The organism is Acidobacteriota bacterium (assembly GCA_021161905.1).
Lineage (GTDB): Bacteria > Acidobacteriota > B3-B38 > Guanabaribacteriales > JAGGZT01 > JAGGZT01.
Genome location: JAGGZT010000033.1, coordinates 1 through 25693 on the forward strand (window position 1 = coordinate 1; position 25693 = coordinate 25693).

20 protein-coding genes are annotated in these 25693 nt (G+C 49.5%); 17 read left to right on the forward strand and 3 right to left on the reverse strand.

All coding sequences use genetic code 11. The annotated features are described in order from the left end of the window. Both J7L64_04600 and J7L64_04605 read right to left on the reverse strand, forming a co-directional pair. A partial coding sequence (locus J7L64_04600) for a hypothetical protein (GenBank protein ID MCD6451621.1) occupies positions 1-582 on the reverse strand: 582 nt, incomplete at its 3' end. A 35-nt stretch (positions 583-617) separates the two neighbouring features. Continuing rightward, positions 618-2165, reverse strand: coding sequence for a TldD/PmbA family protein (locus tag J7L64_04605; protein MCD6451622.1), 1548 nt, complete (start codon positions 2163-2165; stop codon positions 618-620). 151 nt (positions 2166-2316) lie between these two features. Here J7L64_04605 and J7L64_04610 point away from each other — a divergent pair, with 151 nt between their 5' ends. The 16 genes from J7L64_04610 (at position 2317) to J7L64_04685 (ending at position 24959) form a co-directional block, all read left to right on the forward strand. After that, entirely contained in the window at positions 2317-3144 is an 828-nt protein-coding gene (locus J7L64_04610) for a carboxypeptidase regulatory-like domain-containing protein (protein ID MCD6451623.1), read from the forward strand. Between the two features lie 17 nt (positions 3145-3161). Then, positions 3162-4385, forward strand: coding sequence for an outer membrane beta-barrel protein (locus tag J7L64_04615; protein ID MCD6451624.1), 1224 nt, complete (start codon positions 3162-3164; stop codon positions 4383-4385). An 11-nt stretch (positions 4386-4396) separates the two neighbouring features. Further along, positions 4397-5254: a polysaccharide biosynthesis/export family protein gene (locus J7L64_04620; GenBank protein ID MCD6451625.1), complete on the forward strand. Its 858-nt coding sequence runs from the start codon at positions 4397-4399 to the stop codon at positions 5252-5254. Between the two features lie 9 nt (positions 5255-5263). Further along, positions 5264-7531: a polysaccharide biosynthesis tyrosine autokinase gene (locus J7L64_04625; protein MCD6451626.1), complete on the forward strand. Its 2268-nt coding sequence runs from the start codon at positions 5264-5266 to the stop codon at positions 7529-7531. Continuing rightward, entirely contained in the window at positions 7531-8658 is a 1128-nt protein-coding gene (locus J7L64_04630) for an undecaprenyl/decaprenyl-phosphate alpha-N-acetylglucosaminyl 1-phosphate transferase (GenBank protein MCD6451627.1), read from the forward strand. The genes J7L64_04625 and J7L64_04630 overlap by 1 nt, the downstream gene beginning before the upstream one ends. 6 nt (positions 8659-8664) lie before the next feature. Continuing rightward, entirely contained in the window at positions 8665-11127 is a 2463-nt protein-coding gene (locus tag J7L64_04635; GenBank protein ID MCD6451628.1) for a tetratricopeptide repeat protein, read from the forward strand. Further along, entirely contained in the window at positions 11124-12326 is a 1203-nt protein-coding gene (locus J7L64_04640) for a glycosyltransferase family 4 protein (GenBank protein ID MCD6451629.1), read from the forward strand. The genes J7L64_04635 and J7L64_04640 overlap by 4 nt, the downstream gene beginning before the upstream one ends. Beyond that, complete coding sequence (locus J7L64_04645; protein MCD6451630.1) at positions 12323-14401, forward strand: oligosaccharide flippase family protein; 2079 nt, start codon at positions 12323-12325, stop codon at positions 14399-14401. Before J7L64_04640 ends, J7L64_04645 begins: the two co-directional genes overlap by 4 nt. Further along, on the forward strand, positions 14391-15731 hold the full coding sequence (locus tag J7L64_04650) for an O-antigen ligase family protein (protein ID MCD6451631.1): 1341 nt from the start codon (positions 14391-14393) through the stop codon (positions 15729-15731). The genes J7L64_04645 and J7L64_04650 overlap by 11 nt, the downstream gene beginning before the upstream one ends. Further along, positions 15728-16837, forward strand: coding sequence for a glycosyltransferase family 4 protein (locus J7L64_04655; protein MCD6451632.1), 1110 nt, complete (start codon positions 15728-15730; stop codon positions 16835-16837). The genes J7L64_04650 and J7L64_04655 overlap by 4 nt, the downstream gene beginning before the upstream one ends. Positions 16838-16956: 119 nt before the next feature. Then, on the forward strand, positions 16957-17787 hold the full coding sequence (locus J7L64_04660) for a glycosyltransferase family 2 protein (GenBank protein MCD6451633.1): 831 nt from the start codon (positions 16957-16959) through the stop codon (positions 17785-17787). Next, complete coding sequence (locus tag J7L64_04665) at positions 17784-19949, forward strand: bi-domain-containing oxidoreductase (protein ID MCD6451634.1); 2166 nt, start codon at positions 17784-17786, stop codon at positions 19947-19949. Before J7L64_04660 ends, J7L64_04665 begins: the two co-directional genes overlap by 4 nt. Then, positions 19933-21681 (forward strand): alginate lyase family protein, encoded by a 1749-nt coding sequence (locus J7L64_04670; protein MCD6451635.1) that lies wholly within the window; start codon positions 19933-19935, stop codon positions 21679-21681. Before J7L64_04665 ends, J7L64_04670 begins: the two co-directional genes overlap by 17 nt. 2 nt (positions 21682-21683) lie before the next feature. Next, entirely contained in the window at positions 21684-22907 is a 1224-nt protein-coding gene (locus tag J7L64_04675) for a glycosyltransferase family 4 protein (GenBank protein MCD6451636.1), read from the forward strand. Then, the gene (gene wecB, locus J7L64_04680; GenBank protein ID MCD6451637.1) at positions 22904-24034 is read left to right on the forward strand and encodes a UDP-N-acetylglucosamine 2-epimerase (non-hydrolyzing); all 1131 of its coding nucleotides are present in this window, start codon (positions 22904-22906) and stop codon (positions 24032-24034) included. The genes J7L64_04675 and wecB overlap by 4 nt, the downstream gene beginning before the upstream one ends. Positions 24035-24116: 82 nt before the next feature. Then, positions 24117-24959: a hypothetical protein gene (locus tag J7L64_04685; protein MCD6451638.1), complete on the forward strand. Its 843-nt coding sequence runs from the start codon at positions 24117-24119 to the stop codon at positions 24957-24959. A gap of 48 nt (positions 24960-25007) precedes the next feature. Here the strand turns inward: J7L64_04685 and J7L64_04690 are convergent, their stop codons facing one another. After that, positions 25008-25283 carry a DUF3566 domain-containing protein gene (locus J7L64_04690; GenBank protein ID MCD6451639.1) on the reverse strand — a complete coding sequence of 92 codons (276 nt, stop codon included), beginning with the start codon at positions 25281-25283 and terminating at the stop codon, positions 25008-25010. A gap of 150 nt (positions 25284-25433) precedes the next feature. Between J7L64_04690 and J7L64_04695 the strand changes: the two genes are divergently transcribed. Beyond that, the coding region (locus J7L64_04695; protein ID MCD6451640.1) for a hypothetical protein at positions 25434-25693 on the forward strand (260 nt) is incomplete at its 3' end.

The window sequence follows — 25693 nt, forward strand, 5'->3', positions numbered from 1 at the left end:
AGAAGAATAAGAATAACCGGGCTGCATCCTCCCCTTTTTCTCGGCGATCACCGATACTCCAACGCTAACCCCGCTTTCCCGGTAGCTCACCGATATCCCCTCTGAATTCTCGATGTAGATCGTCCCCTCCGCTTCTCCATAACTCGCTCCAGAAGAACGCTTTACCAAGGGATCGATTGAAGTCGCTATCTTCTCGAGCTTTTTAAGGAGGGCTATCTTCGATTCGAGGGAGATCCCCTTAAGAGAGGAATCGTATATATTGACCTTGGGTATGCTACCGCTTTCTCTCGGAAGGATGTTGTACTTATCCACACTCGATTTCCTGGCTAAGGCAACCGCTTTATCCACCAGAAGCCCAAGCGCCTCCTCGCTGAAATCGGAGCTATCGACGAACGCCATCCTACCATCTATGATCACCCGGAGACCTACACCCTTAGCCCGCGCCTCCTTTACCGCCTCGACCTCACCTTCCCTCACCTCTATCTCGAGCTCCCGCCCCTCCTCAAGGTAAGCCTCGGCGGCGGTAGCTCCCTTCTTTAAGCACCTATTTACTAAACTCTTGGCTAAGATCTTATAGTCCATAGCAAAACCCCTCCTAAGACTTAGGAAGAAGGAGACTACCTCCTGCTTCCGCCAACCTTTATGCTCTTCGCCACTCGAACGGTAGGCTGACCTACGGTGACCTCCACCCATTGACCTCCTTTACCACAGTTGCCCGGGGCAAAGGCGAGATCGTTTCCCACCATATCCACATTGGAAAGGACATCAAAACCACGTCCGATCAAGGTAGCACCACGAACAGGATAGGCGATCTTCCCGTTCTCGATGATATAGGCTTCACGGACATCGAAGTTGAACTGACCGGTAGCAGGGTTCACTGAACCACCGGAAAGCGCTCTGACAAAAAGCCCCTTCTTGGTTGCCTTTATTATCTCCTCTGGATGATGCTTCCCATTGGCAAGGAAGGTATTCCGCATCCGAGGAATGGGATAGTAACGGAAGGACTGCCTTCTTCCACTCCCGGTGGGCTTCATCTTGAGCATCTTGGCTGAGATGAGATCGTGCATATAACCCCTCAACACGCCGTTCTCGATCAGGACCGTCCTCTCACCGGGTGTCCCCTCATCATCGAAATCGGTGGTACCCCGGTAGTTGGGAAGAGTGCCATCATCTATAAGGGTAACCAAGGAAGAGGCAACCTTCTTCCCTATCTTGCCAGCATATATAGAGGTATTACGATAAATACCGTCTCCTTCAAGTCCATGTCCCACTGCCTCGTGAACGAGAACACCACCCCAGCCGTTGGCCATCACCACCGGCATCTCACCAGCCGGCGCTTCTCGCGCCTCGAGCATCGCGATCGCCTCACGCGCTGCCTCCTTCGCCACCTCCTCCACTTTGTACTTATTGAAGAACTCAAACCCTGAGTGTTCGCTCACCCTCTTTCTTCCCATATGTCTCTTGCCATCCTTGAAGGAGAGAGCCTGAACCACGAACCAGATCAAGGGAAGCTTGTTCCTCACCAGGAGCCCCCTCGAGTTGGCTATCGTCCGCTCTCTTACCTCATCGTAGTAGTCGATATAGACCTGGATTATCCTTGAATCATAGGCGCGAGCCGCCTTATCCGCCTTCGCCACCAGCTCAAACTTTCTATCATCGACCACCGACTCCAGAGGGACCTTTACCGTGATGTAGGAGGGAAGCTTTTTCTCCACCAGAGATGCCACCTCAACCCCAGAACCTCCACCCCTGGCGATATAGGAAGCTATCTTCGCCGCCTCCTTCAATTTTTCAAAGGAGAGATCGTCAGAATAGGCATAGCCCACCTTGTTCCCTGAAACAACCCGGATGCCTGCCCCCTGAGAGATCCCGAAATTGGCGCTTTTAACCTTCCCCTCCTCAAAGCGGATGCTGGTATTCCTCCGATTCTCGAGATAGAGCTCAGCAAAATCTCCTCCATTTGCCAACGCTACCGAGAGAAGCCTCTTCATCTCCGCTTCATCAAGCGCTCGTATCGTTCCTTCCTCTAAAGTTTTCTCCCCTGGAAAGGTGAAAAGGCGAGAGGCGATGGTGGGTGTAGCAATAAGCACCACTCCACCCTTCATCCCGTAAGAGATAAAATCCCTTCGGGTAAGCGGTTTCTCAAACAAACTATCCTTCCCCATCGCTAACTCCTTATGATTTTGAACTCACCACAAAACGAAGAAACCAGTTAACAATAAAATATACGAGAGTGTCTGTAAGTTCAAGTCCTTTCTCTGTTTCTTGACAATGGATGTAAGTTTAAGGTATAATCAAAGCTGTGAGGTGAAAAAGGTGAAGAGGAAGAGTATTGCTTTTTTAGCCTTTTTCCTACTCCTCCTTTCTATTATAGCGGAGGGAGCAGTCTCAAAAACCGGTTCCTTGGGGGGGATAGTGCTCACCCCCGATGGTAAGAAGGGGGCAAAGGGGGTGGTGGTTAAGGTGCTCGATCCGGAAAGGGGAACGCTGATCGCCGGAGCGAAGACAGACGCTTACGGTATCTATCGCATCGGTGAGATCCCTGAAGGAAGCTATGTGATCGGGGTCGAAACCAAAGAGGGGGTATTTATTGGGAGATCGCTTATCACCATTGAACCAGGGAAGGTCTCTATGATCCCCCTTAGGCTGGTAAGGGGAAAGGGTGGTTCGATCATAAGCGGTACTATCTACCGCGAGGATGGAAGGACACCTCTTTCCTCCATAGGGATCAGGGTGATAGATGCTACTACCAAAACATTGGTGGCAAAAGCCATCTCGGGGACAAAAGGGAAGTTTCTAATAGCTGGCATTCCCGGAGGAATTTATGTCCTCGTGTTTGAAAGAAGAGGAGGGGAATATATTCTTGAGAGTGAGGTACTTAAGGTCAGGCACAACTCCAGGCTCAAGCTTACCATCCGCCTAAGGGTAACCCCTCCCAAAGCAGAAGAGATAGTTAAGAGAAGGGGGCTGGTATCACTTCTCACCCAGCCTGAAGGGCTTGCTGAGATAATATCCCAAAAGGAAGGAGGTTTCTTCGCCTTCATCGAAAGCCCGAAGGGAGCGGCACTAATCATTAGTTCTGCTCTTATCCCTCCAACCGTCCTTCTCAAGAAGGAGAAAAAAGCAAGCCCTGATAAACCATAATTTGGTAGAGTTAGGAGATGAAACTTACCTCGAGCAGGTGGAAAGCGACATTTGCGGGGTTGATGATCATCCTCCTGTTGGGAGGTCTAAGCTCCTTAGCCTCGACGAAAAAGAAAAAAGAGAAAAAACCTCCCTCTAAGCTTAAGCTGGGACCGGTTTACATAAACCCCTTCTTCGAGATAACTAAACTCGGCTATGACGGGAACATATATCTTTCTCGGACCACGATAACGAGTGACTTCAGGGCAACCCCTGCCTTTGGCGCCACTTTCTATCTTCGGTTGGGGACAGGAGGGGAAGCCTCCTTTACCGCTCGCGGGGATTATCAGTGGTTCCACCGCCTATCCTCCCTGAATTATCTGAACCGTACTTTCTCGGCGAATTTCTTCCAACCGTTTACCCATTTCTCTTTGTACCTCAGCAACACCTACCAGAATCTACGGGATCAGATCGGTTGGGAGATAAATGTCCTTACCAAACATACGGTGAACCAAGCCGAGGTTGGGGTCAACCTTCGTGAGGAGAAAAAGACCTCTTTCGGGATAAAGCTCTGGGATAAGAAGATCAAATACGACTCTCAGGTGATGATAGACGAAATCCCTTTAGCCAATATGCTTGACCGGGAGGAATACGGTGGCAGCTTTACCATATATCGGAGGGTCCTCCCCAAAACCAAGATCTTTTCGAAACTGAGGGTGAACCGATATCAATTTAAACATCCGGAAAGCCCCTTGGATAGCAAAAGCTATCAGGTGTTGTTTGGAGTAAATTTCGATAAAACCGCCCTGATCGGGGGCACTGCCGAGATTGGATACGAAATCCTATCCTTTTTCTCGGCTGAGGTGCCGGATTTCCGGGGAACTATCGGCTCCTCCTCCCTAAGCTACCACCTGGGCGATGCCCTCGCCTTTAGCGTAAACTATGCAAGAAGACTTTCTTATTCTTATCTCTTTAACTATTATCTCCTCCGGGAATACGGAGGAGGCATCCTCTATTATCCTCTCCCTTGGCTGGGGATAGATCTCAGGGGAAACCATATAACCCTAAGCTACCAGACCGACGGGGCATCCGGTTATAGGGAGAGGAGAAACAATGTCCGTTGGTATTCCTTGGGGACAAAACTTCGCTTCAGCGAGACCGGCACTGTTGAGTTCGGGCTCGGCTATCAATATCGCCTCTGGTACGACGGTTATAGGTTCTCCGGCTATTACCTATTTAACACCCTCAGTTTTAAATTCTAAGGGGATTCTAAGTGAGAGGGTTAAGGAGATCAATTCTTATACCACTTCTCTTGGTCATCCTTTCCTTCGATTCTCTCATTTTGAGCCAAGAAAAAACCGGAGCAAGTCACAAGGAGTACCTCATCGGCGCTGATGATCTCCTTCAGATCTCCGTCTTTCAACTGCCTGAACTGAACACCACGGTTCGTGTCTCAGGCGATGGCTATATCACCTTACCCCTTTTAGGAAAGGTTAAGGCCGGGGGGCTCACCGTAAGCCAACTTGAAGAAAGAATAAGATATCTCCTTTCCAGGGGATATGTGAACAACCCCCAGGTGACCGTGTTCGTCAAGGAGTACCACAGCGCTCGAGTATCGATAATAGGAGCGGTGAAAAACCCCGGGGTCTATGAGTTGATAGGAAGAAGGACCCTGCTCGAGCTCATCGCCGCTGCCGGGGGGCTTACCGACGATGCGGGGAAAACTCTGATCCTCATAAGACCCTCACCGAGCGGGGGATTAAAGGTGAAAGTCAACCTAAAACGGCTTATAGACGAGGGGGACCCCAGCTTGAATTATGTGCTCAGCCCCGGCGATATCATAAGCATCCCCCCGGATGAGATCATCCATATATATGTCTCTGGCGCGGTAAACTCACCCGGAGAAATAACCTTTAGAAGATCTGACGAGCCCTCCGTGCTCCAAGCAATAGCCAAAGCCGGGGGGCTCACCGACAAAGCGGCAAAAACGAGGATAAAGATAATAAGGACAACGACAAAAGGGGAAAGGATAACCATAAAGGTAAACTTGAAGGACATCATTAAGGGTAAGAAAAAAGACATCCCTCTTTTACCTAACGATGTAATCATTGTCCCGGAAAGTTATTTTTAGGGAGAAGAAATGGGAGAGCCCTGGGAAGAAAGTGAACTGAGCATAGCCCACCTTTGGCATACGGTGGTTAAGAGGAGAAAGCTCATCTTAACCGTTCTCTTAATCACCCTCTGTGCGGTTGCCCTGTGGTCTTTCATCGCAAAGCCCACCTATAAGGCATCGGTTACCATCAAGATCGAGCCAGCGATTCCTAAGATCCTATCCTTCGATGAGATGGCGCGGATAGGAACCAGAGACGAGGAGTTCTATCAAACCCAGTATAAGCTTTTAACCAGCCGTACCTTAGCAAAGAGGGTGGTAAAGAGGCTCAATTTGGCGGATAACCCGGAGTTCAATCGGAAGGTGATCACCTTAAACCCCATCGCTCTGATAAAAGGATTGATGGGGGAGAAGCTCGGAGAGACGGATGTCTCGGAGCGGGCGGTAAGCGTCTTTCTTTCCTCCCTCGAGATAAAGCCGATAAAGAATACCCAACTGGTGAAGATATCGTTCATCTCTCATAACCCCAAGCTCTCTGCTCAGGTGGCGAATGCCATTGCTGAGGAGTTTATAAACTGGAGTCTGGAATCGAAGTACATCGCCGCCACCCGGGTGAGCTCGTTCCTCCGCACCCAAATAGAGAAGTTGAAAAAGGAGATAGCAGAAAAGGAAAAAGAGCTACAGAAATACAGTGGGAAAAAGGAGATACTCGGACTCGGAGAACGGGAGAACATAATCCTCCAGAAGTTGGCTGATCTCAACATCGCCTACACTAACGCTCAGGTGGACCGAATAACCAAGGAGGCTTATTACAACAAGGTGAAAAACGCCTCCGCCGATTCCATCCCTGAGGTGCTCAAGAACCCACTTATCCAAGAGTTGAAGGCGGAATACGCCCGCCTTGAGCGTGAATATTCCCAAAAATCAAAGCTATATAAGAAAAATTGGCCCGGGATGATCCAGCTCAGATCGGAGCTCAAGAAAGCGAAGGAACGGCTGGATACCGAGGTACGGAATGTGGTTGCTCAGGTAAAGAACTCTGCCCGTACCGAATACTTGGCGGCTCTCGAACGAGAGCGTAACTTGAAGAGAATGCTCGATGAACAGAAGAAAAAGACGGTTACTTTGAACCTAAACTCCATTGAGTACAACAACCTGAAGAGCGAGGTGGAGAATAAAAGGGCGCTCCTTGCCTCCCTCCTGAAGAAAGCAGATGAGACAAGTGTCTCTGCCGAGATCAAGGATCTGAAGACGAGCAACATCTGGATCATAGATCGGGCGGAGGTGCCGAAGAATGTATATCGCCCCAACAAGAAGATCAACCTCGCCCTTGGGTTCATTCTGGGACTTCTTCTCGGTATAGGGGGTGCTTTCCTCCTCGAATCGATGAAGAACACCATCGATAACTCCGATGATGTAGCAAAATACCTCCGTCTCCCTACCTTAGGGGTAATTCCTTCCTTCGAGATTATGGGGGATGCAAAAAATTACCCCAAGAAACCGATGAAGGGAAGATTAATATCGGTGAAAAGGGAGGAGAACCTCTACAAATTGAGCCATTATCATCCGGAATCGATAATTGCCGAAGCCTATAAATCGCTCCGTACTTCTCTTCTTCTGTTAGCTAACGGCGAGTTTTCCAAAACGATAATGATAACCAGCACTCAACCAGGAGAGGGGAAATCGACGGTGGCGATGAACCTCTCCATTGCCCTCGCCCAATCGGCGCGAAGAACCCTCCTCATCGACTCTGATCTTAGGAATCAGAAGATCTCCCATATATTCCGCACCGGGAAGATGCTTGGTCTCTCTAATTTTCTCCGAGGACAGGCGGAGCCGACCAAGATCACCTATAAAACCGATATCCCCAATCTATACCTCATCCCTGCTGGCACCTTCTCCAGAAACGCCTCCGAGCTTCTCGATTCCATCAAGCTAAACAAACTCCTCGAATCCTATATCGGCTATTTCGATAAGATAATACTCGATTCTCCCCCTTTAATCCCGGTGGCGGATGCGGTTATTTTGGGGAGCAAGGTGGATAAGATCGTTATCGTTGTCCTCGCCGAGGATACGCCCCGGGAGCTCATACTCAAGGCAAAGGAGAAACTACTCCCAATGCGGGATAAGGTGCTGGGGGTGGTATTGAACAACGCCCGCCTTTGGGAGAAGGATTACTATTACTACAAACGATACTACACCTACTACTCCAAGGGAATGCCGAAGAAGAAGGTGGTGCTGAAGATAGTGAGCGACCACAAAAATCAAGAAAAAGAAGTCAAAAGGAAGGGGAAATAATGGAAACCCTTTTGGTAGTATTCCTCCTTTCCTTTGTCTTGGCTGATTGTCTCACCCCTCTGGTGAGACAGATGGGGGTGAGGCTGAAACTGTACGATTTTCCTGACGGAAGGAGGAAAATCCACCGCAAACCAATACCCACCTTGGGCGGGCTGTCCGTCTTCACCGCATTTTATCTCTCCTTTGGCATTTTATTCCTTATAAAGGGGGCGAAAGGTCTGATTGCCCCTCTTTCTTCAGCAAAGGCGGTTGCCTTCTTCGTCGGTGGGGCAATGGTGGTAATCGTAGGGGTCCATGACGATCTAAGAAAGCTTTCTCCTACTACTAAGCTCCTCTTTCAGGTGCTTATTGGCTTTCTCCTCTACGCCGCTGGATATCGAATAGCGGTGCTATCCAATCCATTAGGAGGAGAACCGATCCATCTGGGGATAGTCTCTCCCATAGTAACCATCCTCTGGATAATAGGAATAATCAACGCATTCAATCTCATCGATGGTATAGACGGACTTGCTACCGGTATCGGTGTCTTCGTATCCCTCAATATTCTCATCCTCGCCTTAGCCAATGGCAAGATGATAGCCGGGATCTACGCTCTTGCCCTTCTTGGAAGCCTGCTTGGCTTCCTCCGGTACAACTTCCCCCCAGCGAAGATATTCCTCGGGGATACTGGAAGTATGCTCATCGGCTATGTGGTGGCGATAACTGCTATTCAGGGATCGCATAAGGGAAGCTCGGTGGTGGCCTTGCTCTCGCCGATCATCGCCCTCGGACTCCCGATAGTCGACACCCTGCTCGCCATCGTGCGCCGGGTGGTAAAGGGAAGATCCATCTTTTCCGCCGATTCCGATCACATTCATCATCGACTACTTAAGCTTGGCCTCACCAAACGGGAAGCGGTGCTAATCGCCTATATCGCCTGTTTCGTTCTCTGGTTCTTCTCGTTGATCATCATCCTCGGCAAAAGCTACCTCAACTTCTTCATCCTCCTTTCCACCTTTGCCCTCGCTCTCTTAGGGATCAACAAGTTAGGTTATATCAAGGAGCTCAAACTTAGCCGCCACAAAAACGGTTTAAATCGATTTCTTACCTCGGAAAAACCCAAGGAGAGCTTGGGAAAAACGCATTGATATCCCATGATGCTGCTGGGTAAGTCCTACCAGATCCAGGTTCTGGGGTTACTCCTTCTACTCATCTTCTCTACCTTAGCCTTTGGGGCAGTTGAGCGGTGGGCTTACTCCATCTCCCAACTCCTGATATTTTCCCTCGCCTCTCTCGTCATCCTCCGCGCCCTTATCAAAGGGGAAAGGATAACACTTGGTGGAGGAATGGGCTTCATCCTTCTCCTCTTCTCCCTTATCCCTATTCTTCAGCTCATCCCCCTTTCCTCATCCATCCTACGCAACCTATCGCCAGCCACCTATCAGCTTCTCCATACCTTAGAGAGGACGAACGCTGGGGATTTTCATCCTATAAGCATCTACCCTTTTGCCACTGAGGAGAGCTTCTTTTTCCTGCTTTCACTCTTCTTTATCTTCTTTCTATTTAAAAACAGCTTAAAAGACGAGATCAAGCGAGAGAGGTTTGCCCTTCTCCTCATACTCTTTATCTCATTCTTCTCCCTATTTGCCATCGTGGAAAAGCTAACCTGGAATGGAAAGCTATACTGGGTGAGAGCACTGAAGGAAGAAGGCGATCCTTTTGGATCCTTTGTCAACCGGAATAACGCCGTCTGCTTCCTTACAGCAGGGTTTTTCCTCGCCTTAGGGTATTATCTCGAAAAGAAGAACGAAGGGAAGGGGATTCTTTTATTTCTCCTCCCTTCAATGGTCGGGGGAGCGATCCTTTATTCCTCCTCTAAGGGGGGGATATTGAATTTTATCCTCTCCCTATCGATCTTTTTGGGTCTTTTTATTAGAAAAACCAGAAGGAGTTGGAAAGGTTTCCTTCCCACTTTGGTGCTTTTGATACTTTTCCTCCTCCTTCTTCTCTCTCCCCAGAAGATAAACCCCGTATTGGAGAAAATACACCTACCCTATCTAAAGGAACTTACCGATTTCACCCGGATCAACCTCTGGCGAGATGCTTTATCCATCCCTTTGGATTTCCCCCTAATAGGAACTGGCGGAGGGACATTCTCTCGCATCTTCACCAAGTACAAAAGAGTGCCTGAGGAGCTCCTTTTCGAGCACGCGGAAAACGAGTATTTAGAGGTGGCCGTAGAGGGGGGGATGCTCGCCGTCACCCTAACCTTCTTTCTCTTCCTCCTCTTTGGGAAAAGATTAAAGGAAAACATTCAAAAAGCGAGAGGAAGTTTAACATTTCTCCGTTTGGGCGCAGTGGTGGGGGTTTTATCCCTCGGCATCCACTCACTCTTCGATTTCGCCCTCGAGATACCAGCAATAGCTTATTTTGCGGTGGCCGTTCTCTTCTTCGCCACTGCTCCTGAGGGAGAAAGAGCCGAAAATAGAGGGAAAAGAAACATCCCCCTTTCCATCATTTTCATTTCTCTCTCCCTTCTCGGGATCTACTGGGGGGCAAGCGGTGTTCTATTGACGGAAAACCTCAAACAAGAGGAACTGAGAATAGCGAGAGAGATCCACTATTCGCCAAAGCCTCCTTTAAGGGAGCGGGGAAATTCGGGCTATCTTCTCGCCTTAGCTGATTACGCCTCTTCCCTTGCGAACGAAAGGGGAGGACAAATAGAACTAACGCTCCTTGAGGAAGCGGTGAAAGCAGATCCAGTGAACTTCGAGCTTTACCTTCGTCTGGGAAACGCTTACGCCACCAGGGGAAGAGAAAAGGAAGCAGTCGCTTCATTCGAGAAAGCCCTCCTTCTCAACCCGCGATCCTCAAGGGTCCATTATATCCTCGGTATGTGGCTGATCGGAAGGGACTACGAGGAGGGAGTAAAGCATCTGAGGGAGGCAATTTCGTTATACCCCAAGTATCTCGAACTCATCCTCTCTTATCTCCTGGCTAAGGGTATTCCGCCAGAGAGGATCGTAGATACCCTTCCCCAAAAGAAGGATATCTTGATTGCGGCGAGCAATATCCTGATAAAACGAAACGAGGAGGAGGCATCTGCCTTATGCCTTGCGCGGGCGATAAAGATTGTGGAGGAAAAGGGAGAGAAAGAAAAAGCCATCAAATACCGCTTAAGGCTCTCCCGCCTTCTCACCAAGAGGGGGGACTACGCCAAAGCCTTAGCTGAGGTAGAAAAGGTACTCAGCCTCAACCCAGCCGAACCAAACGCCCACTATCAAAGAGGGATCATCTACCTTCGGATGAGGCGCTATCAAGAGGCGGTTTCCTCCTTCGAAAAAGCGGTTGCCCTGTCTAAAGGTAATAAGGACTTCCTCATCGGGCTCGGCATAGGTTATTATTCACTAAAGGATTATCATCAGGCGGAGGGGGTTTTTCTCTCCGCCCAAGAGATGGGGAAAAGGGATGATCCAATCACTCATCTCTGGCTCGCTCGGGTCTATCTAAAAAGGGGGGAAAGGGATAAAGCCCTTAGAGAATATAAAAAGTTACTCACCCTCGATCCGGGAAACAAAGAGGCTAAGAAGTGGATAGCGAGGCTTGAGAAGAAATGAAAAAGAAGTTTCGGCTAGCTGTGGTCTCTCCTCCTCCCCCGATGCCTTATCGTGCTGCCTTTTTCCGCCATCTGGCAAACCATCCTGATATAGACCTAACCGTCTATTATGCAACTGGCGCCTACGGGGAAAGAAGGGTGAAACACCAGGGGTTTGGCATTTCGCTAAAATGGGATGTACCCACCCTATCTGGGTATAACTACCACATTCTAAAGAGCTTGCTCCCATGGAGAAAATCTTCCCCTTTCTTAGGCCAGATTAGCTTAGGGGTGATACCCGCTCTTGTTAGGGGAAATTATCAGGCAGTAATCATCTATGGATACTCCTACTTCTCCTCTCTGCTTGCATATCTCACCGCTCGCTTAACCAAGATCCCCATCCTTTTCCGCGGAGAATCCACCCTCCTTTATCCTACTCCCCCTTTAACAAAGGAAATAAAGAGGTTGTTTCTTCCTTTTGTCTTTAAACGAATAGCTGCTTTCCTTGCTATCGGTTCACTTAATAGGGAGTTCTATCGTTCCTATGGAGTAAAAGAGGAAAAGATTTTCTTCGCCCCTTATGCAGTTGACAACGACTTCTTCTTATCCTACTTCGAACGATATAAAGGGGAAAAACAGAGGCTTCGGGAAAAGCTTAACCTCCCTAAAGAGAAAATCCTCATTCTCTTCGTGGGAAAGCTGATTGAAAGGAAAAAGCCATTCGACCTCCTCTCCGCTTTTGAGAAACTCTCCTCTCGGGAAAGAGCAGCGCTTCTATTCGTGGGAGAGGGGAAAGAGAGGGAAAGGCTTGAGCAATACACCAGGGAAAGGGGCCTCTCCAATGTATTCTTTGCTGGTTTCGCCAACCAAACTGACCTTCCCCGCTACTACGCCCTCTCCGATATCTTCGTTCTTCCCTCACGGCGAGATAACTGGGGTTTGGTGGTGAATGAAGCGATGAATTTTGAACTGCCGATAATAACCTCCGATGCGGTAGGATCAAGTTATGATCTGGTAAAACCGGGCGAAAACGGGTTCGTCTTCCCTACAGGCGATGTAACTACCTTATCTCTCCTTCTCGATCGATTGATAGCTGACGAACCCTTGAGGAAGAAAATGGGAAAGAGGTCGGGAGAGATAATAAAAAGGTTCAACTTCGAAGAGGCGGTATCAGGGGTGCTTTCCGCCCTGAATTATCTTGCTTCGAGGAGAAGAGGATGAGCCAGAAGAGAAAAAGGCTTAAATTCTACAACGAGGCAGATGATGCGCGTTATGGGAGAAGGGAACTCTCACATTTCAAAAAACCGATCAAGAAGATAGCCGATAGGCTTGCAGAACTTGGAATCTCCGGTTTCGTCATCGAGCTTGGTTCAGGGAGGGGCTCCCTAAAGGAAGTAAGCGAGGACTATATCGACGTCGATATCTCCCAATACGCCCTCACTAAATATCTCGGTGGGAAAAGGAGGATAAGGGCGGATATCGAGGAGCTTCCCCTTAAAGCGGGCTCCGCCAGGTTGATCCTCACTGTCGCTACTTCAGAGCATCTTCCCAATTCTGAACGGGTGTTAGCCGAGATCGATCGTGTCCTTGCCCCTGGGGGAGTAGCTGTCATCGCTCCTTCCTGGTTCGTCCGCCCCTGGGCGTCAAAGGGGCTCTTGTGGAAGAAGTTTAGCAAACTCTCTTTCCTCGAGAAATTGGAAAGGTTCACCATACCCCTTCGCGATTCCACCTTTTTTCGAGGATTGATGGTCATCCCCAGAAGGGTCGTCAGGGAGATCCAGTACCACATAACAAAGAGGCCCATTTCCTTCCGTTACCGCCGGCTTAAACCCCATCTCGATTCATATCTCGGTCCCGATTCCGACGCTTTCTCCTCCCTCGATCCCCACGAGGCGATCCTGTACTACCTTAGCCGTGGTTTTACCATCCTGAGTCATAGAAACCTCATCGCCCGACTGCTGGCACCCCACAGACCGGTAGTGGTGATGAAGCCCAAAGAGGGATTTTCCGACAGGGATAAAGAACAATTAGCGGAATGGGCCCATATGGGGCCTAGAGGGGAGATACCGGAAATGGCAAAGAATATAGGAATCGCCAACCTCGCCACCATTGTCAACCTGGGTGCCAACTTCATCCTCTCCATCATCATCGCCCGTTTCCTCGGAGTCTCTCCTTTCGGCATCTACGCCCTTGGGGTGGCGGTTGCCGGTTTCTCATTTAGCCTTCTCGAACTCGGTACCAAAACGATAATGACCCGGGAGGTGGCAAAAGACCTTTCTCAAGGAGAGCGCTACATCGAAAATACCCTGGGGGTGAGATTCATCTTCACCATCCCCATAGGCTTTCTCATCATTTATCTCTTCGGATTTTACTTCTCTCCGGGGAATTTACCACTTCTCCTCCTTATTGGGTGTTCGGTTGCCTTCGCCAATATAAGCGGGGTTTTCTTCGGAATATTCCAAGCAAGGGGAAGATTTCACTACCAACTCCTTGTTATTTCACTGCAAAAGGCGTTTGCTATAGGAGGAGGAATTCTCATCCTCACTCGCGGAGGAGGACTAAGTCAACTCGTCTTCTTCCTTGCGTTAACCCAGGGCTTAGCTCTTTCTGTAAGTATAATACTTACCGTAAGGAGGATAACCCCCTTAAAAATTGCTTTTGATCCCCCCTTCATAAAGGGATTCCTCCGAGAATCATATCCCTTGGCCTTGGCAAGCCTCTCTGAATTCATAAACCTGAGGAGCGATACCATAATGCTCGGGGCGATCAAAGGAGAGGAAGCAACCGGGATATACAACGCTGCCTACGGGATACTGGTCGGGCTCTCCTCGCTTGCCTATTCCGTATCAGTAGCCTGTTTCCCCTCATTTTCCCGGGCTTACGCTCGATCAAAAAAGGAGATAAAAGAATTATTCTCCGCCGTCTCCGCCTTTTCCTTTCTTATGAGCGCAGGCGGAGCTTTCTTCCTCTTCCTGTTTGCCAAGCCCATAATAAGGTTGATCTATGGGGAAAGATTCCTCCCCGCCAGCCTTCCTTTAACCATCCTCGCCCTTGCTTTTGTCTTCATCTCGCTCAATCGATTGGGAATAGCTGCTTTGAACTCCTCAGGAAGACAAAAGGACAGCTTTCGGATAATAGGAGGAGGGGCACTTACCAACATTATCCTCAATCTGATCTTCATTCCTCGGTTCAGCTATCTCGGAGCGAGCATCACCACCGTCATCACCGAGGCATTGGTATTCGTAGCTTCATACCTCGCTTTCTTCCGCCATTTGAGGAGAGGAAATGACAATTGATAGCTTTATCACCTTGATAGCTCTTGTCTTGGCGATAGATGTAATAATCCTTCTCTTCTGGTGGCGAAAGGAGAAGGGGGGAAGGATATCCCAGGGGAAGAAACTAGAACTTCTACTTATCATCCTTTTCTTTGCCTTCTTCTTTTCCCTTTTTACCTTCTCCTTCTCATTCCCTCAAAGGACCCTTGTCCGCTGGGTCTTTCTTATCGGGATAAGCGGGTTCCTCTTGTTGATCAGGCTAAAGAAACCTATCCACTTAACTCTCACCTTATCATCTGCCTCAGTTTGGCTCTTCGTCCTCTGGTGCTATCTCTCCGGCACTTTGGGGGTCACCCCCAAAGAGAGCTTAGCCCGAGCAACAAGCTTCGCCATACTTACTTTACTATCTTTCCATCTCCTCCCTACCCTCTTCTCAGGAAGAAGGGTTCTCTTCGCCGCTGTCCGTTCCTACTTCGCTTTAGGCATCATCATTCTCCTTGTAAGTGGCGTATTCTTCATCCTCTCACCAGGAAGCGTCTTCATCGGGAAAAGGTTCAGCGGGATACTCCTCAATCCAAACACCTTTGGCTCGCTTGCTGCCGGGTTAATAATCATCTCTCTTTTCCGACTATTTTACGGAGGGAAAGGAAGATATTACTACCTTCCCCTGGCGGGTTTACTCTCTTACCTCCTTTTAATCTCCCTCTCCCGTGCTTCCTACCTCGCCACTACGGTAGGTAGCCTTAGCCTCCTCTGGCTGATAAGGAGAAGGAACCTCCTCTTCTACTCCACGCTCGTTTTGGTGGTATTTCTCTCTTCATACTTCATTATCAGTGGAAATCTCCCCCCCCTCAATCTCGATTATTATCTTCGTCTTTCCCGAACCGATCTCACCACTGGTAGGATAGCTATCTGGGCACACATAATACAGGCGTGGAAGGAGCGTCCCTGGTTCGGAGTAGGCTTAGGCGGCAGCGCTCCTGATGAGGTGCTCACCGGCGGAAGGAGGCTCGGGGGGCTCTCCGCCTACTTCGCCCTCCTTGGGGAAACGGGGATCATCGGGCTCTCTCTCTTTCTCTTCTTCCTCGCGGTTTCCCTCTATCTCCTTTACCTCCTTCGTCTACGGGCGATAGCCCTCTCCGACAGTCAACTCGCGGGATACAGCTCGGTGAGCATCGCCCTCATCCTCGCTTACTCCGCAAACAGCCTCTTCGAAGGTTACTTCGCCTCCGTGGGAACGCCGATCACCCTACTCTTCTTTATATTAGCAGGAGCTGGAGGAAGAGCATTCTACGAACTGAAAGGAGGAAGGGAAGGGGGAATCTATCTTAAAGAAGGGGAGAAAGGATGAGGATATTGGTCCATGCGGTCGCTGCCAAAATGGGAGGAGCTCTTCGCCAACTCAGGGGGCTACTCAAAGCTCTCTCAAAGATGGACAAACAAAGGGAATACTTCTTCCTGGTGAATCCAAAGGTCTCCTTGCCTCAAGTCTCGGAAAACATTCATCTGATAGAAACCATCTCCTTCGGGAATTCCCCCATCAGCCGTTTCCTCTTCGACCAGCTGGAGGTGCCCAAAATAGCCCGGAGATATAAAGTGGATCTCATAATTTCCCTTTTAAACTTCGGACCTCTTAGACCAGGAGTAAAACAGATAGTATTCGAAAGAAACCCAGTATATTTCTGCCCCCTTTACCTCGAAGAGGCGGGGATAAAGAAGAGAATAAACGCCTTCCTTCGTCGCCTCTTGATAAAGAAGACCATCGACGCCTCGGAGGTGGTAGTAGTTCCCACCAAGGCTATGGGGGATGCCATAAGGCGATACTTCCCGGAGATACCGGAGGAGAAGTTTCGGGTAATCCACCACGGGCTTGACCCCTTATTTATCAATGAAACAAGAGCAAAAGAGATAAAAGAGGAAATAAAGCTTCTTTACGCCACCCTCCCCGCTCCTCATAAGGGATATCCTATCCTGTTTCGGGGGGTAGCCAAGTTAGTAGAGGAAGGGATACCGGTAAAACTCATCCTTACTATGGATGAAAGAAGCTGGAGGAAGGAGACAAAGACCTACAGAAAAATGGCAAAAATTCTTAAAATAGAGCAAAATATCGAATTTATTGGTTCTTTTACCCAAAAATTAGTGAAAAATGCCTATCAAAATGCTGATATATTCGTTTATCCCTCATTCTGCGAGTCCTTCGGCTTCCCTGGGGTCGAAGCAATGGCGATGGGCCTGCCCATAGTTGCGGCTGATATCCCTGTATTCCGAGAGCTCCTCTCTAAGGGAGCGCTCTTCTATCCACCGAAAGACCCAGATGCCTTGGCAAAAAGGGTAAAGGAGCTAATAGAAGATAAAAAGCTGCGGGAAAAACTTTCAAGAGAGGGGCGAAAACGCGCCCGGGAATTTTCCTTTGAACGTCAGGCATCGGAATTGATAGAATTAATAAAAGAGATGTGAGGATTAAAAACTTAGGTGAGAAAGAGCTAATCGTCTATTATTTATCGAGGATGCTCAAATAGAGGATTGTACGACAATAGCTGAGAGCTTTTCTTTTTAAGAAAGGGAGGCTTAAAGGAGTGAAACCCGCTTCCTGCTCAGTGGTGATCCTTACCCTTAACGAAGAGAAGAACATCGCCTCCTCGGTGGGAAGGGTAATCGACTGGGCAAAGGAGGTATTCGTGGTTGATTCGGGAAGTAGTGACCATACGGTGAAGATAGCTGAGGAACTCGGTGCCAGGGTCTTTCACCATCCATTCGTGAGCTACTCCGATCAGAGAAACTGGGCGCTAAGGAATCTCCCCTACTCCTCTTCCTGGGTTTTCTTCATCGACGCCGATGAATATCCCTCTGAGGAGCTTAAGGAGGAGATAAGCCGAACCCTAAATAAAGGGACAGATTGCGACGGCTTCCTCATCAAACGAAGGTTCATTTTTCTTGGCCGTTTCATAAGATATGGAGGGTACTACCCGGTATGGCTCCTTCGCCTGTTCAAACACAAAAAGGCGGTCTGCGATAACCGACGGGTGAATGAACACTTCCTCATCTCAGGAAAGGTGGGGAGGATTGAGCGCGGAGACCTGATCCACGAGGATAAGCGGGACCTTTCCTTCTGGATAGAAAAACACAATCGATATTCCACTCTTGAGGCGGAGGAAAGGCTTTTTGGAGAGAAGAAAAAGGGAGGAAAGGGTGATAGAAGCTACCGGAAACGCCGTTTTCTGAGGGATAGATTATATCCCCTTCTTCCCCCATTTCTTCGCCCCTTTCTTTATTTTCTTTACCGGTATTTTATCCGTCTTGGCTTTCTCGATGGAAAGGAGGGACTCATCTACCATTTTCTTCATAGCTTATGGTATCCCTTCCTGATCGATGCCAAGATATTCGAGCTTAAGGAAAGGAGAAGATGAAACAAGTTGTTCAGAATTTCAAGACGGGGAAGATCCGCTTAGTCGAGGTACCGGAGCCACTCCCGAGGCGAGGAGGGATGGTGGTCGAAAATCGCGCCTCCCTCATAAGCAGTGGTACTGAACGGATGAGCCTCGAGTTTGCCCAAAAATCGCTTTTGGGGAAGGCAAGGGAAAGACCGGACCTCGTGCGTCAGGTACTTACAAAACTTAAGAGGGACGGCATCATCCCCACCATAGAGGCGGTTAGGGGACGGCTTGAGGAAGAACTTCCTTTAGGCTACAGCTCTTCAGGCGTCGTTCGCGAGGTAGGAGAAAACTGCCCCGATTTTCAACCGGGGGACAGGGTAGCTTGTGCTGGTCTTGGATATGCCTCGCACTCCGAGGTCGTCTTCGTGCCAAAAAATCTCGCGGTCAAATTACCCTCTTCCCTTTCCTTCGAAGAGGGAGCCTTCGTATCCTTAGGAGCGATTGCCCTCCACTCGCTCAGGGTGGGGGAGCTCGCCATCGGGGAGAAGGTGGCGGTCATCGGGCTCGGTCTTATCGGGCAATTGGTCTCTACGATAGCAAAAGTTTCCTCTTCCTTTGTTTTCGGCGTTGACCTCGATGAAAACCGGGTAAAGCTGGCGAAGGAGATGGGTGCCGATCTCGCCCTTCCCTCCTCCCATCCCAACTTAAAAGAAGAGGCGCTCTCGGCAACTAAAGGGAGGGGGTTTGACCTGGTAATAGTTGCTGCTTCCGGAGAAAGCGGAGAACCACTAAGGCTCGCCGGGGAGATAGCTCGGGATAAAGGGAGGGTGGTGGTCGTAGGAGCGATCAAGGTGGAGGCACCGAGAAGACTTTACTACCAAAAGGAGCTCGAGCTCAGGTTTTCTCGCTCCTATGGTCCAGGGAGATATGACCCCCTCTACGAGGAAAAGGGAATAGACTACCCCATAGCCTATGTTCCCTTCACCGAGCGGAGAAATATGGAGACATTTCTCAATTTAATCGCCTCAGGGAAAATCAAACTAACCCCGTTGATAAGCCATCGTTTCTCGATAGAGGATACAGAAAAAGCCTATAAGCTACTCCTTTCCCCAAGGAAAAAGCCACTCGGCATCATCCTCTCCTATCCTGAAAAGAAAAAACCCTCCTTCTTCGTCGAACTTGGAAAGAAGGCGGAACCGAGGAAGAAGAAGGGCAAGATCGGGGTGGGGCTTATCGGTGGAGGGAGCTTCGCCCGTTCGGTACTTCTTCCCCATCTCTCACGGATAAAGGGGATCGAGTTAATCGGCTTGGCAGTAAGAACCGGAGCCAAGGCAGAAGCGATGGCGAACAAATACCGCTTCCATTACCTCACCACCGATTATAAAAGGGTCCTCTCCGATCCCGATATTGAGGCGGTAGTGATCGCTACCAGGCATAAAGATCATCCGGAGATGGCAGCGGAAGCACTCTCTAAAGGAAAGGCGGTTTTTCTGGAAAAGCCACTCGCCATAGACGAGGAAGGGCTCTCTCTCCTCAAAAAGGCTCACGAAAAAAGCGAGGGGAAGCTGATGGTTGGTTTCAACCGTCGTTTCTCCCCATTCTCCTTAGCGCTAAAGGAATTCTTCAAGCAAAGAAGCTACCCCTTAGCGATAAGTTACCGGGTAAATGCGGGCGCGGTCCCCAAGGATCACTGGATCCAGGATGAAGAAGAGGGAGGAGGAAGGATAATAGGTGAGGTATGCCATTTCATCGATCTCATCTCATTCATCATCGGCTCTACCCCGCAGAAGGTAACCGCTTTTGCGCTACCTACCTCCAACACCCCACCAGATACCCTCTCCATCATATTGGGCTTTGCTGATGGATCGATAGGAAACATCAACTACTTCGCTACCGGCGATCCCTCGCTTCCCAAGGAACATATCGAGGTGATGGGGGGAGGAAAAACCGGAGTAATTGAGGACTTTCGCTCCCTCCTATTGAGCTCTTCAGAAAAGAGGATAAAAAAGGTGAGAAGATGGGGGAAAGAGAAGGGGTTTTCCGAGGAGCTACTTGCCTTCTTCCGTTTCCTCAAGGAAGGAGGAAGTCCGCCTATACCCTTCTCTTGGTTGATAGCAACCACCAAAACGACCTTCGCCATTGAGGAATCGCTAAGAAGGGGAAAAGTGATATACCTCGATGAAACCACAGATTAAAACCGGAGGGATCAAACGGATTTTCCTTTACCTTCACACTATAAAAGGGTTAACCCTAAGCCAGATAGTCAGCCGTTTCTTCTTTGAGGCAAAAAAACGGTTCTTCCGTATCTTCCCCTCCATGGTTCCACTTATCCTTCCTCAGCCAAAAATAGTACCAAAAATAAGAAAGCCATTACCTCTACCTGAAACCATTCTGAGCCTCTACCCTTATAATGATGAGAAGGCAAAGAGGCTTGAGGAGGGGTGGCTGGAGGTGTTGGGACGGAGGATAAACCTCCTGGAGGGGATCGACTGGAATAAGCGTTACTTCTCTCCCCTCTTCACCTACCACCTGAACTACTTCGATTACGCCCTCCCCCTCGGTAAAAGGCATCAGAAGGGGTCGAAAAAAGCCTACCCTACTTTCAAAAAGATCGCCTCAAGCTTTATAAGAGAGGCAAGACCGGGTATCTCCCCAGGCTGGGAACCCTACCCTTTGGCTACCCGGATAGTGAACTGGCTCCTCGCTCTCTCCCTCTTTGATGATGCCCTCGCCGATGATGAGGGTTTTCTTGCTATGCTTCTTTCAAGCATCCATCACCAGCTTGCCTTTCTTCTAAGGAACTTAGAATATCACCTTTCGGGTAATCACCTCATAAGAAATGCCAAGGCATTGGCGATAGGTGGGGCTTGCTTCCCTGGGCGCGATGGGGAAAAGTGGCTCAAGAAAGGAGTTCGGCTACTCACCTCGGAGCTTAAAAAGCAGGTCTTCCCCGATGGGGGACACAAGGAGGGCTCTCCCCACTATCACCTCCTCGTCCTGCGGGACCTCCTCGAAACCCTCCTCGTCTTCGAAGCTATCGGCTATATCCCTGAGGAGGAACTCTATCACCTCTTTGGTCGGATGCTCTCCTTCCTCAGTTCGATCCTCCTCCCTGATAGCACCCTTCCCCTATTCGGCGATGGGGAACGAGGAGACCCGGCGGCTATAAACAGGTTGATAAGCACCGGAGAGAAACTCCTCAGGGAAAAGGGGCTAAAACCTCCTCCCAATAATAACGATTTTCCTCATACAGGCTACTACCTTCACCACACCGCCCGTTCATCGATCATCATCGCCGGAGGTGCTCCTCCACCTCACCTCTCAGGGCATCTCCATGCCCACCTTCTGAGCTACGAGCTCATAGTCGATGGAAGACCTATAATCGTCGATTCTGGAACGGGCGAATACGAGGGGGAGGAACTGAGAGACTACTTCCGGGGTAGCTCCGCCCACAATACGCTCGTAATCGAGGGGAAGGATCAATTCGAACTCTGGGCTTGCTTCCGGGTGGCGCGGAGGGCACGGGTCATTAAGGGCAGGGTGGAAAGAGGGGAAGATGATGGCTTTCTTTTTGCCGGAGCCTATCAGCCCTACCATTCACCTCATATCACTCACAAAAGGGAAATAAGCTATAACAAAAAGGAGGGCTGGCTCATTGAAGACGAGGTGATGGGAGGATACTCCCTTACCGCTCATAGCTTTATCCATCTCCACCCCGAGGTGAAACTGGCTCAAAAGGGGGACGATTTTCTCCTCCAATTCGGCGATAATAAAATCACCATCTCTCCCTTCGGGGTGGGGAAAACGGATATTATAACCGGCTGGTATGCCCCATATTTCGGGGTAAAGACTGAGAACCAGGTGATAAGGCTCGAGGTAAAGCTAAAGGGAAACACCTGCTTCGGATATAGGATAAGGTTGCACTAACGATGAAGATACTCTACATATCCCAATACTTTCCACCGGAGATGGGTGCTCCAGCAGGAAGATGTTATGGCTTTGGGAGAAGGTGGGTGAAAATGGGGGATGAGGTCACCGTATTAACCGCCGTTCCCAATCATCCTGCCGGCATCGTATACCCGGGGTATAAAAATCGCTTCAGCCAGGAAGAGGTAGAGGGGATGAAGGTCATCCGGGTGATGATATTCCCCGCTCCGAACAAAGGGGTGGTAAAACGATCGCTGAATTACCTCTCCTTTGCCTTAAGCTCCATTATAAGGGGCATCATCCTTCCCGCCCCCGATGTCATCGTGGCGAGCTCTCCCCAACTCCTGGTAGGGCTTTCTGGCTACATCCTGAGCAGGATCAAAGGCGCTCCATTCCTATTCGAGGTGCGCGACCTCTGGCCCGAGTCCCTTATCGCTGTTGGAGCAGCGAGGGGAGGAATATTCATCTCCCTCCTCAGCCTCCTCGCCCGGTTTCTCTACAAGAAAGCGGATAAAATAGTGGTGGTTACCCGCTCCTTCATCGAACATATAATGAAGATGGGGGTTCCCCGAGAGAAGATCCACCTCATTCCGAACGGGGTGGATACCTCCCTATTTCCCGACGACATTACTGGCGATGATATAAGAAAAAGATACCATCTCAGAGGCAAATTCGTCTGCTCCTACATCGGAACTTTAGGGATGGCTCACAACCTCATCACGGTGATCAAGGCAGCGGAGATGTTGAAGGGGAAAAAAGATATCCACTTCCTCCTCGTGGGGGATGGAGCCGAGAAAGAGAAGCTCGAAAAAGAGATAAGAAAACGCGCTCTCAAAAATATCACCTTGACTGGCAGGGTGGAACGAAACCTCGTCCCTTATTTCCTTGCAGCAAGCGATGTCGCCCTCGTCCTCCTCAAGAACGATCCCCTTTTCAGAACGGTCATCCCCTCCAAGATGTTTGAGGCAATGGCGATGGGGATACCCATCATTCTGGGCGTTTCCGGTGAGGCTAAGGAGATCCTTTCCCGGGGGGAAGCGGGTATCCCCATAACCCCGGATTCGGAGAAAGAACTCGCCCGGGCGGTACTCGAACTATATCAGGATGAGAAGATGAGGAAGAAATACGGGAGGAATGGGAAGAAATTTGTAAGGGAAAAATACGATATCGACAAACTCGCCTCCTCCTATCGGGAGGTGTTATCCGAACTGGTGGGGAAAAGATGAACATAATAGCGGTAGTGGGGGCAAGGCCCAACTTCATAAAGATCGCCCCCTTGATAGAGGCATTTAAGAATTATCCTGAGATCAAAACGACCCTCATCCATACGGGGCAACACTACGATTATCGGATGTCCACTCTCTTTTTTCAGGAACTTGAAATCCCGGAACCGGATATCTACCTCGGGGTGGGAGCAGGAACCCATGGGGAACAGACCGCAAAGATAATGCTAAACCTTGAGCCCATCCTGATCGAGAAAAAACCCGACCTCCTCATCGTAGTGGGCGATGTCAACTCCACCCTCGCAGCAAGCTTAACCGCAGCGAAGCTGAACATCGAGATCGCCCATATCGAAGCCGGGCTCCGCAGCTTCGACCGCACTATGCCCGAGGAGATAAACCGCATCCTCACCGATCATCTGTCAACACTCCTCTTCACCACCTGCGAGGAGGCTAACGAGAACCTGCGCCACGAGGGGATCGAGGAGGAGAAGATACACTTCGTGGGGAATGTGATGATCGATACCCTGATCAAGTATAAGGATAAAATAGCCTTTGAGGAGACGGTGAAACGGATAGGCTTTTCTTCACTTCTTAATCAGGGCGAGGTAAAAAGCTACGCCCTCCTCACTCTACATCGGCCTAAGAATGTGGATAGGAGGGAAGCGCTTACCGCTATCCTCGAGGCCCTTGCCGAGATAGCGACCGAGATCCCCATCCTCTTTCCCGCCCATCCAAGAACCTTAGAGAGAATAAAGGAATTTCAGCTAAATCATCTCCTCATAGAGGGAAAAGGGGTAGAGAACGGAGTAATCCTCCTTCCTCCTTTAGGATATCTTGACTTCGTCAACCTTATGAAAAGGGCAAGCTTCGTCCTCACCGATTCCGGCGGCATCCAGGAGGAAACCACCTTCCTCAATATCCCCTGTCTCACCCTGCGAGAAAACACGGAAAGGAGAATAACCATAAATTTAGGGACAAACACCTTAGTGGGACAGGATAAGGAGAAAATAATCGCCGAAGCGGAAAGGATCCTTAAGGAGGGGGGGAAAGGGGGGGAAGTCCCCCCCTTGTGGGATGGTAAGGCAAGCCTCAGGATAGCGAAGATAATTGCCGAGAAACACCGTAATTAAGGGGCAGGACAAACCCTAAAATCCTCTCTTTTTAACAAATTATGATAAAATCTAAGGAAGACAAAAACTGAAGGAGAGAAAAATGGGAAATACCGCCTCTACCATCTTCTGGTTCTTCATTCTATTCCTTATGTTCACCCCCCTTATCCGGCAGAGAATGCTCGAATGGGCAAGGCTGAAGCTCATCCGGCGACTTGAGATAAAGAGAAAATCACGGGTGATAACCCTCATCCACCGCCAAGAGATGATGAGCTTCCTCGGGATCCCCTTCGTCCGCTACATCAACATCGACGATTCGGAACAGGTGCTAAGGGCGATAAGGCTTACCCCGGACGATATGCCCATAGACCTCATCCTCCATACTCCCGGAGGTTTGGTGCTCGCTACGGAGCAGATCGCCTGCGCCCTACTCCGCCACAAAGCTAAAGTGACCGTGTTCATCCCCCATTACGCGATGTCCGGAGGCACAATGATCGCCTTAGCTGCCGATGAGATAGTAATGGATGAACACGCGGTCCTTGGTCCCATCGATCCTCAACTGGGGGAATATCCGGTCGCCTCCATCCTCAAGGTGGTAAAGGAAAAGGAGAAGAAGGATATCGAGGATAAAACCCTTATCTTAGCCGATGTGGGGAAAAAGGCGATGAGGCAGGTGAGGGAATTCGTTGAGGAAAGCCTGAAGGAAAAAATGGGTCTCAAAAAGGCGAAAGAGCTCGCGAAAACGCTCACCGAAGGAAAATGGACCCACGACTACCCCATAACCCCGGAGATGGCAAAGAAGATGGGGCTTCCTATTTCAACCGATCTTCCGCCTGAAATTTACCACCTAATGGAACTTTATCCCCAGACGGCACAGAGAAGGCCCTCGGTCTCCTATATTCCGGTACCTTATAAGAAAGAGACATTACCCCCTAAGGGGAAATAAAAAAGCACCCGTCCAGGGTGCTTAAAAAGTTTGGAAACCCAGCGGGAGTTATTCCCGGAAGGTGAGCTTGATCCCACCGATCATCGCGGCGAAGATGTTGTAGATAAAGGCGCCGATAGCACCACCTACTCCCATAGCAACACCGTAAACGACGCCTCCCAGAATACCGCCGAGAACGCCACCAGTGCCAAACATCGGCACTCCTTTTCCGATGCCAGCGACAGCCATAATGATCCCTATGATCAACCCGATCACCACCCCCATCACCAAATACAGTTTAAAAACCGACCCAACACCAATAGAGTTAAGCTCTAACTGTTTCATGGTAAATCCCTCCTCCGAGTTGGTTTATTTTATTGTAGCCTAATTTCGATCTAATATCAATCATAATATTACCTTTAAAGGAGATTTTTTATGCCCGATTTTAGGACTTTACTTTCATCAGGCCTACTAATATAATTATTAAAGAGAGGAATGATGATGCTTAAACGTCCCTTCTTGTTTCCCTTAATCGTGGTCATCGCTTCTGCCTTCCTCGGTGGTGTAGCCGGGGGATATCTCCGTTCGGAGAAAGAGACTCCCTCTGTCATAACCAAACTCACTGAAACGATGAAGACGATCGAGAAGAACTATATGGAGGAAGTGGACCCGGAAACCCTTATTAAATCTGCCATAACCGGTATGCTCAAAAAACTCGATCCCCATTGTTCTTATATGACTGCCAAGGAGTATAA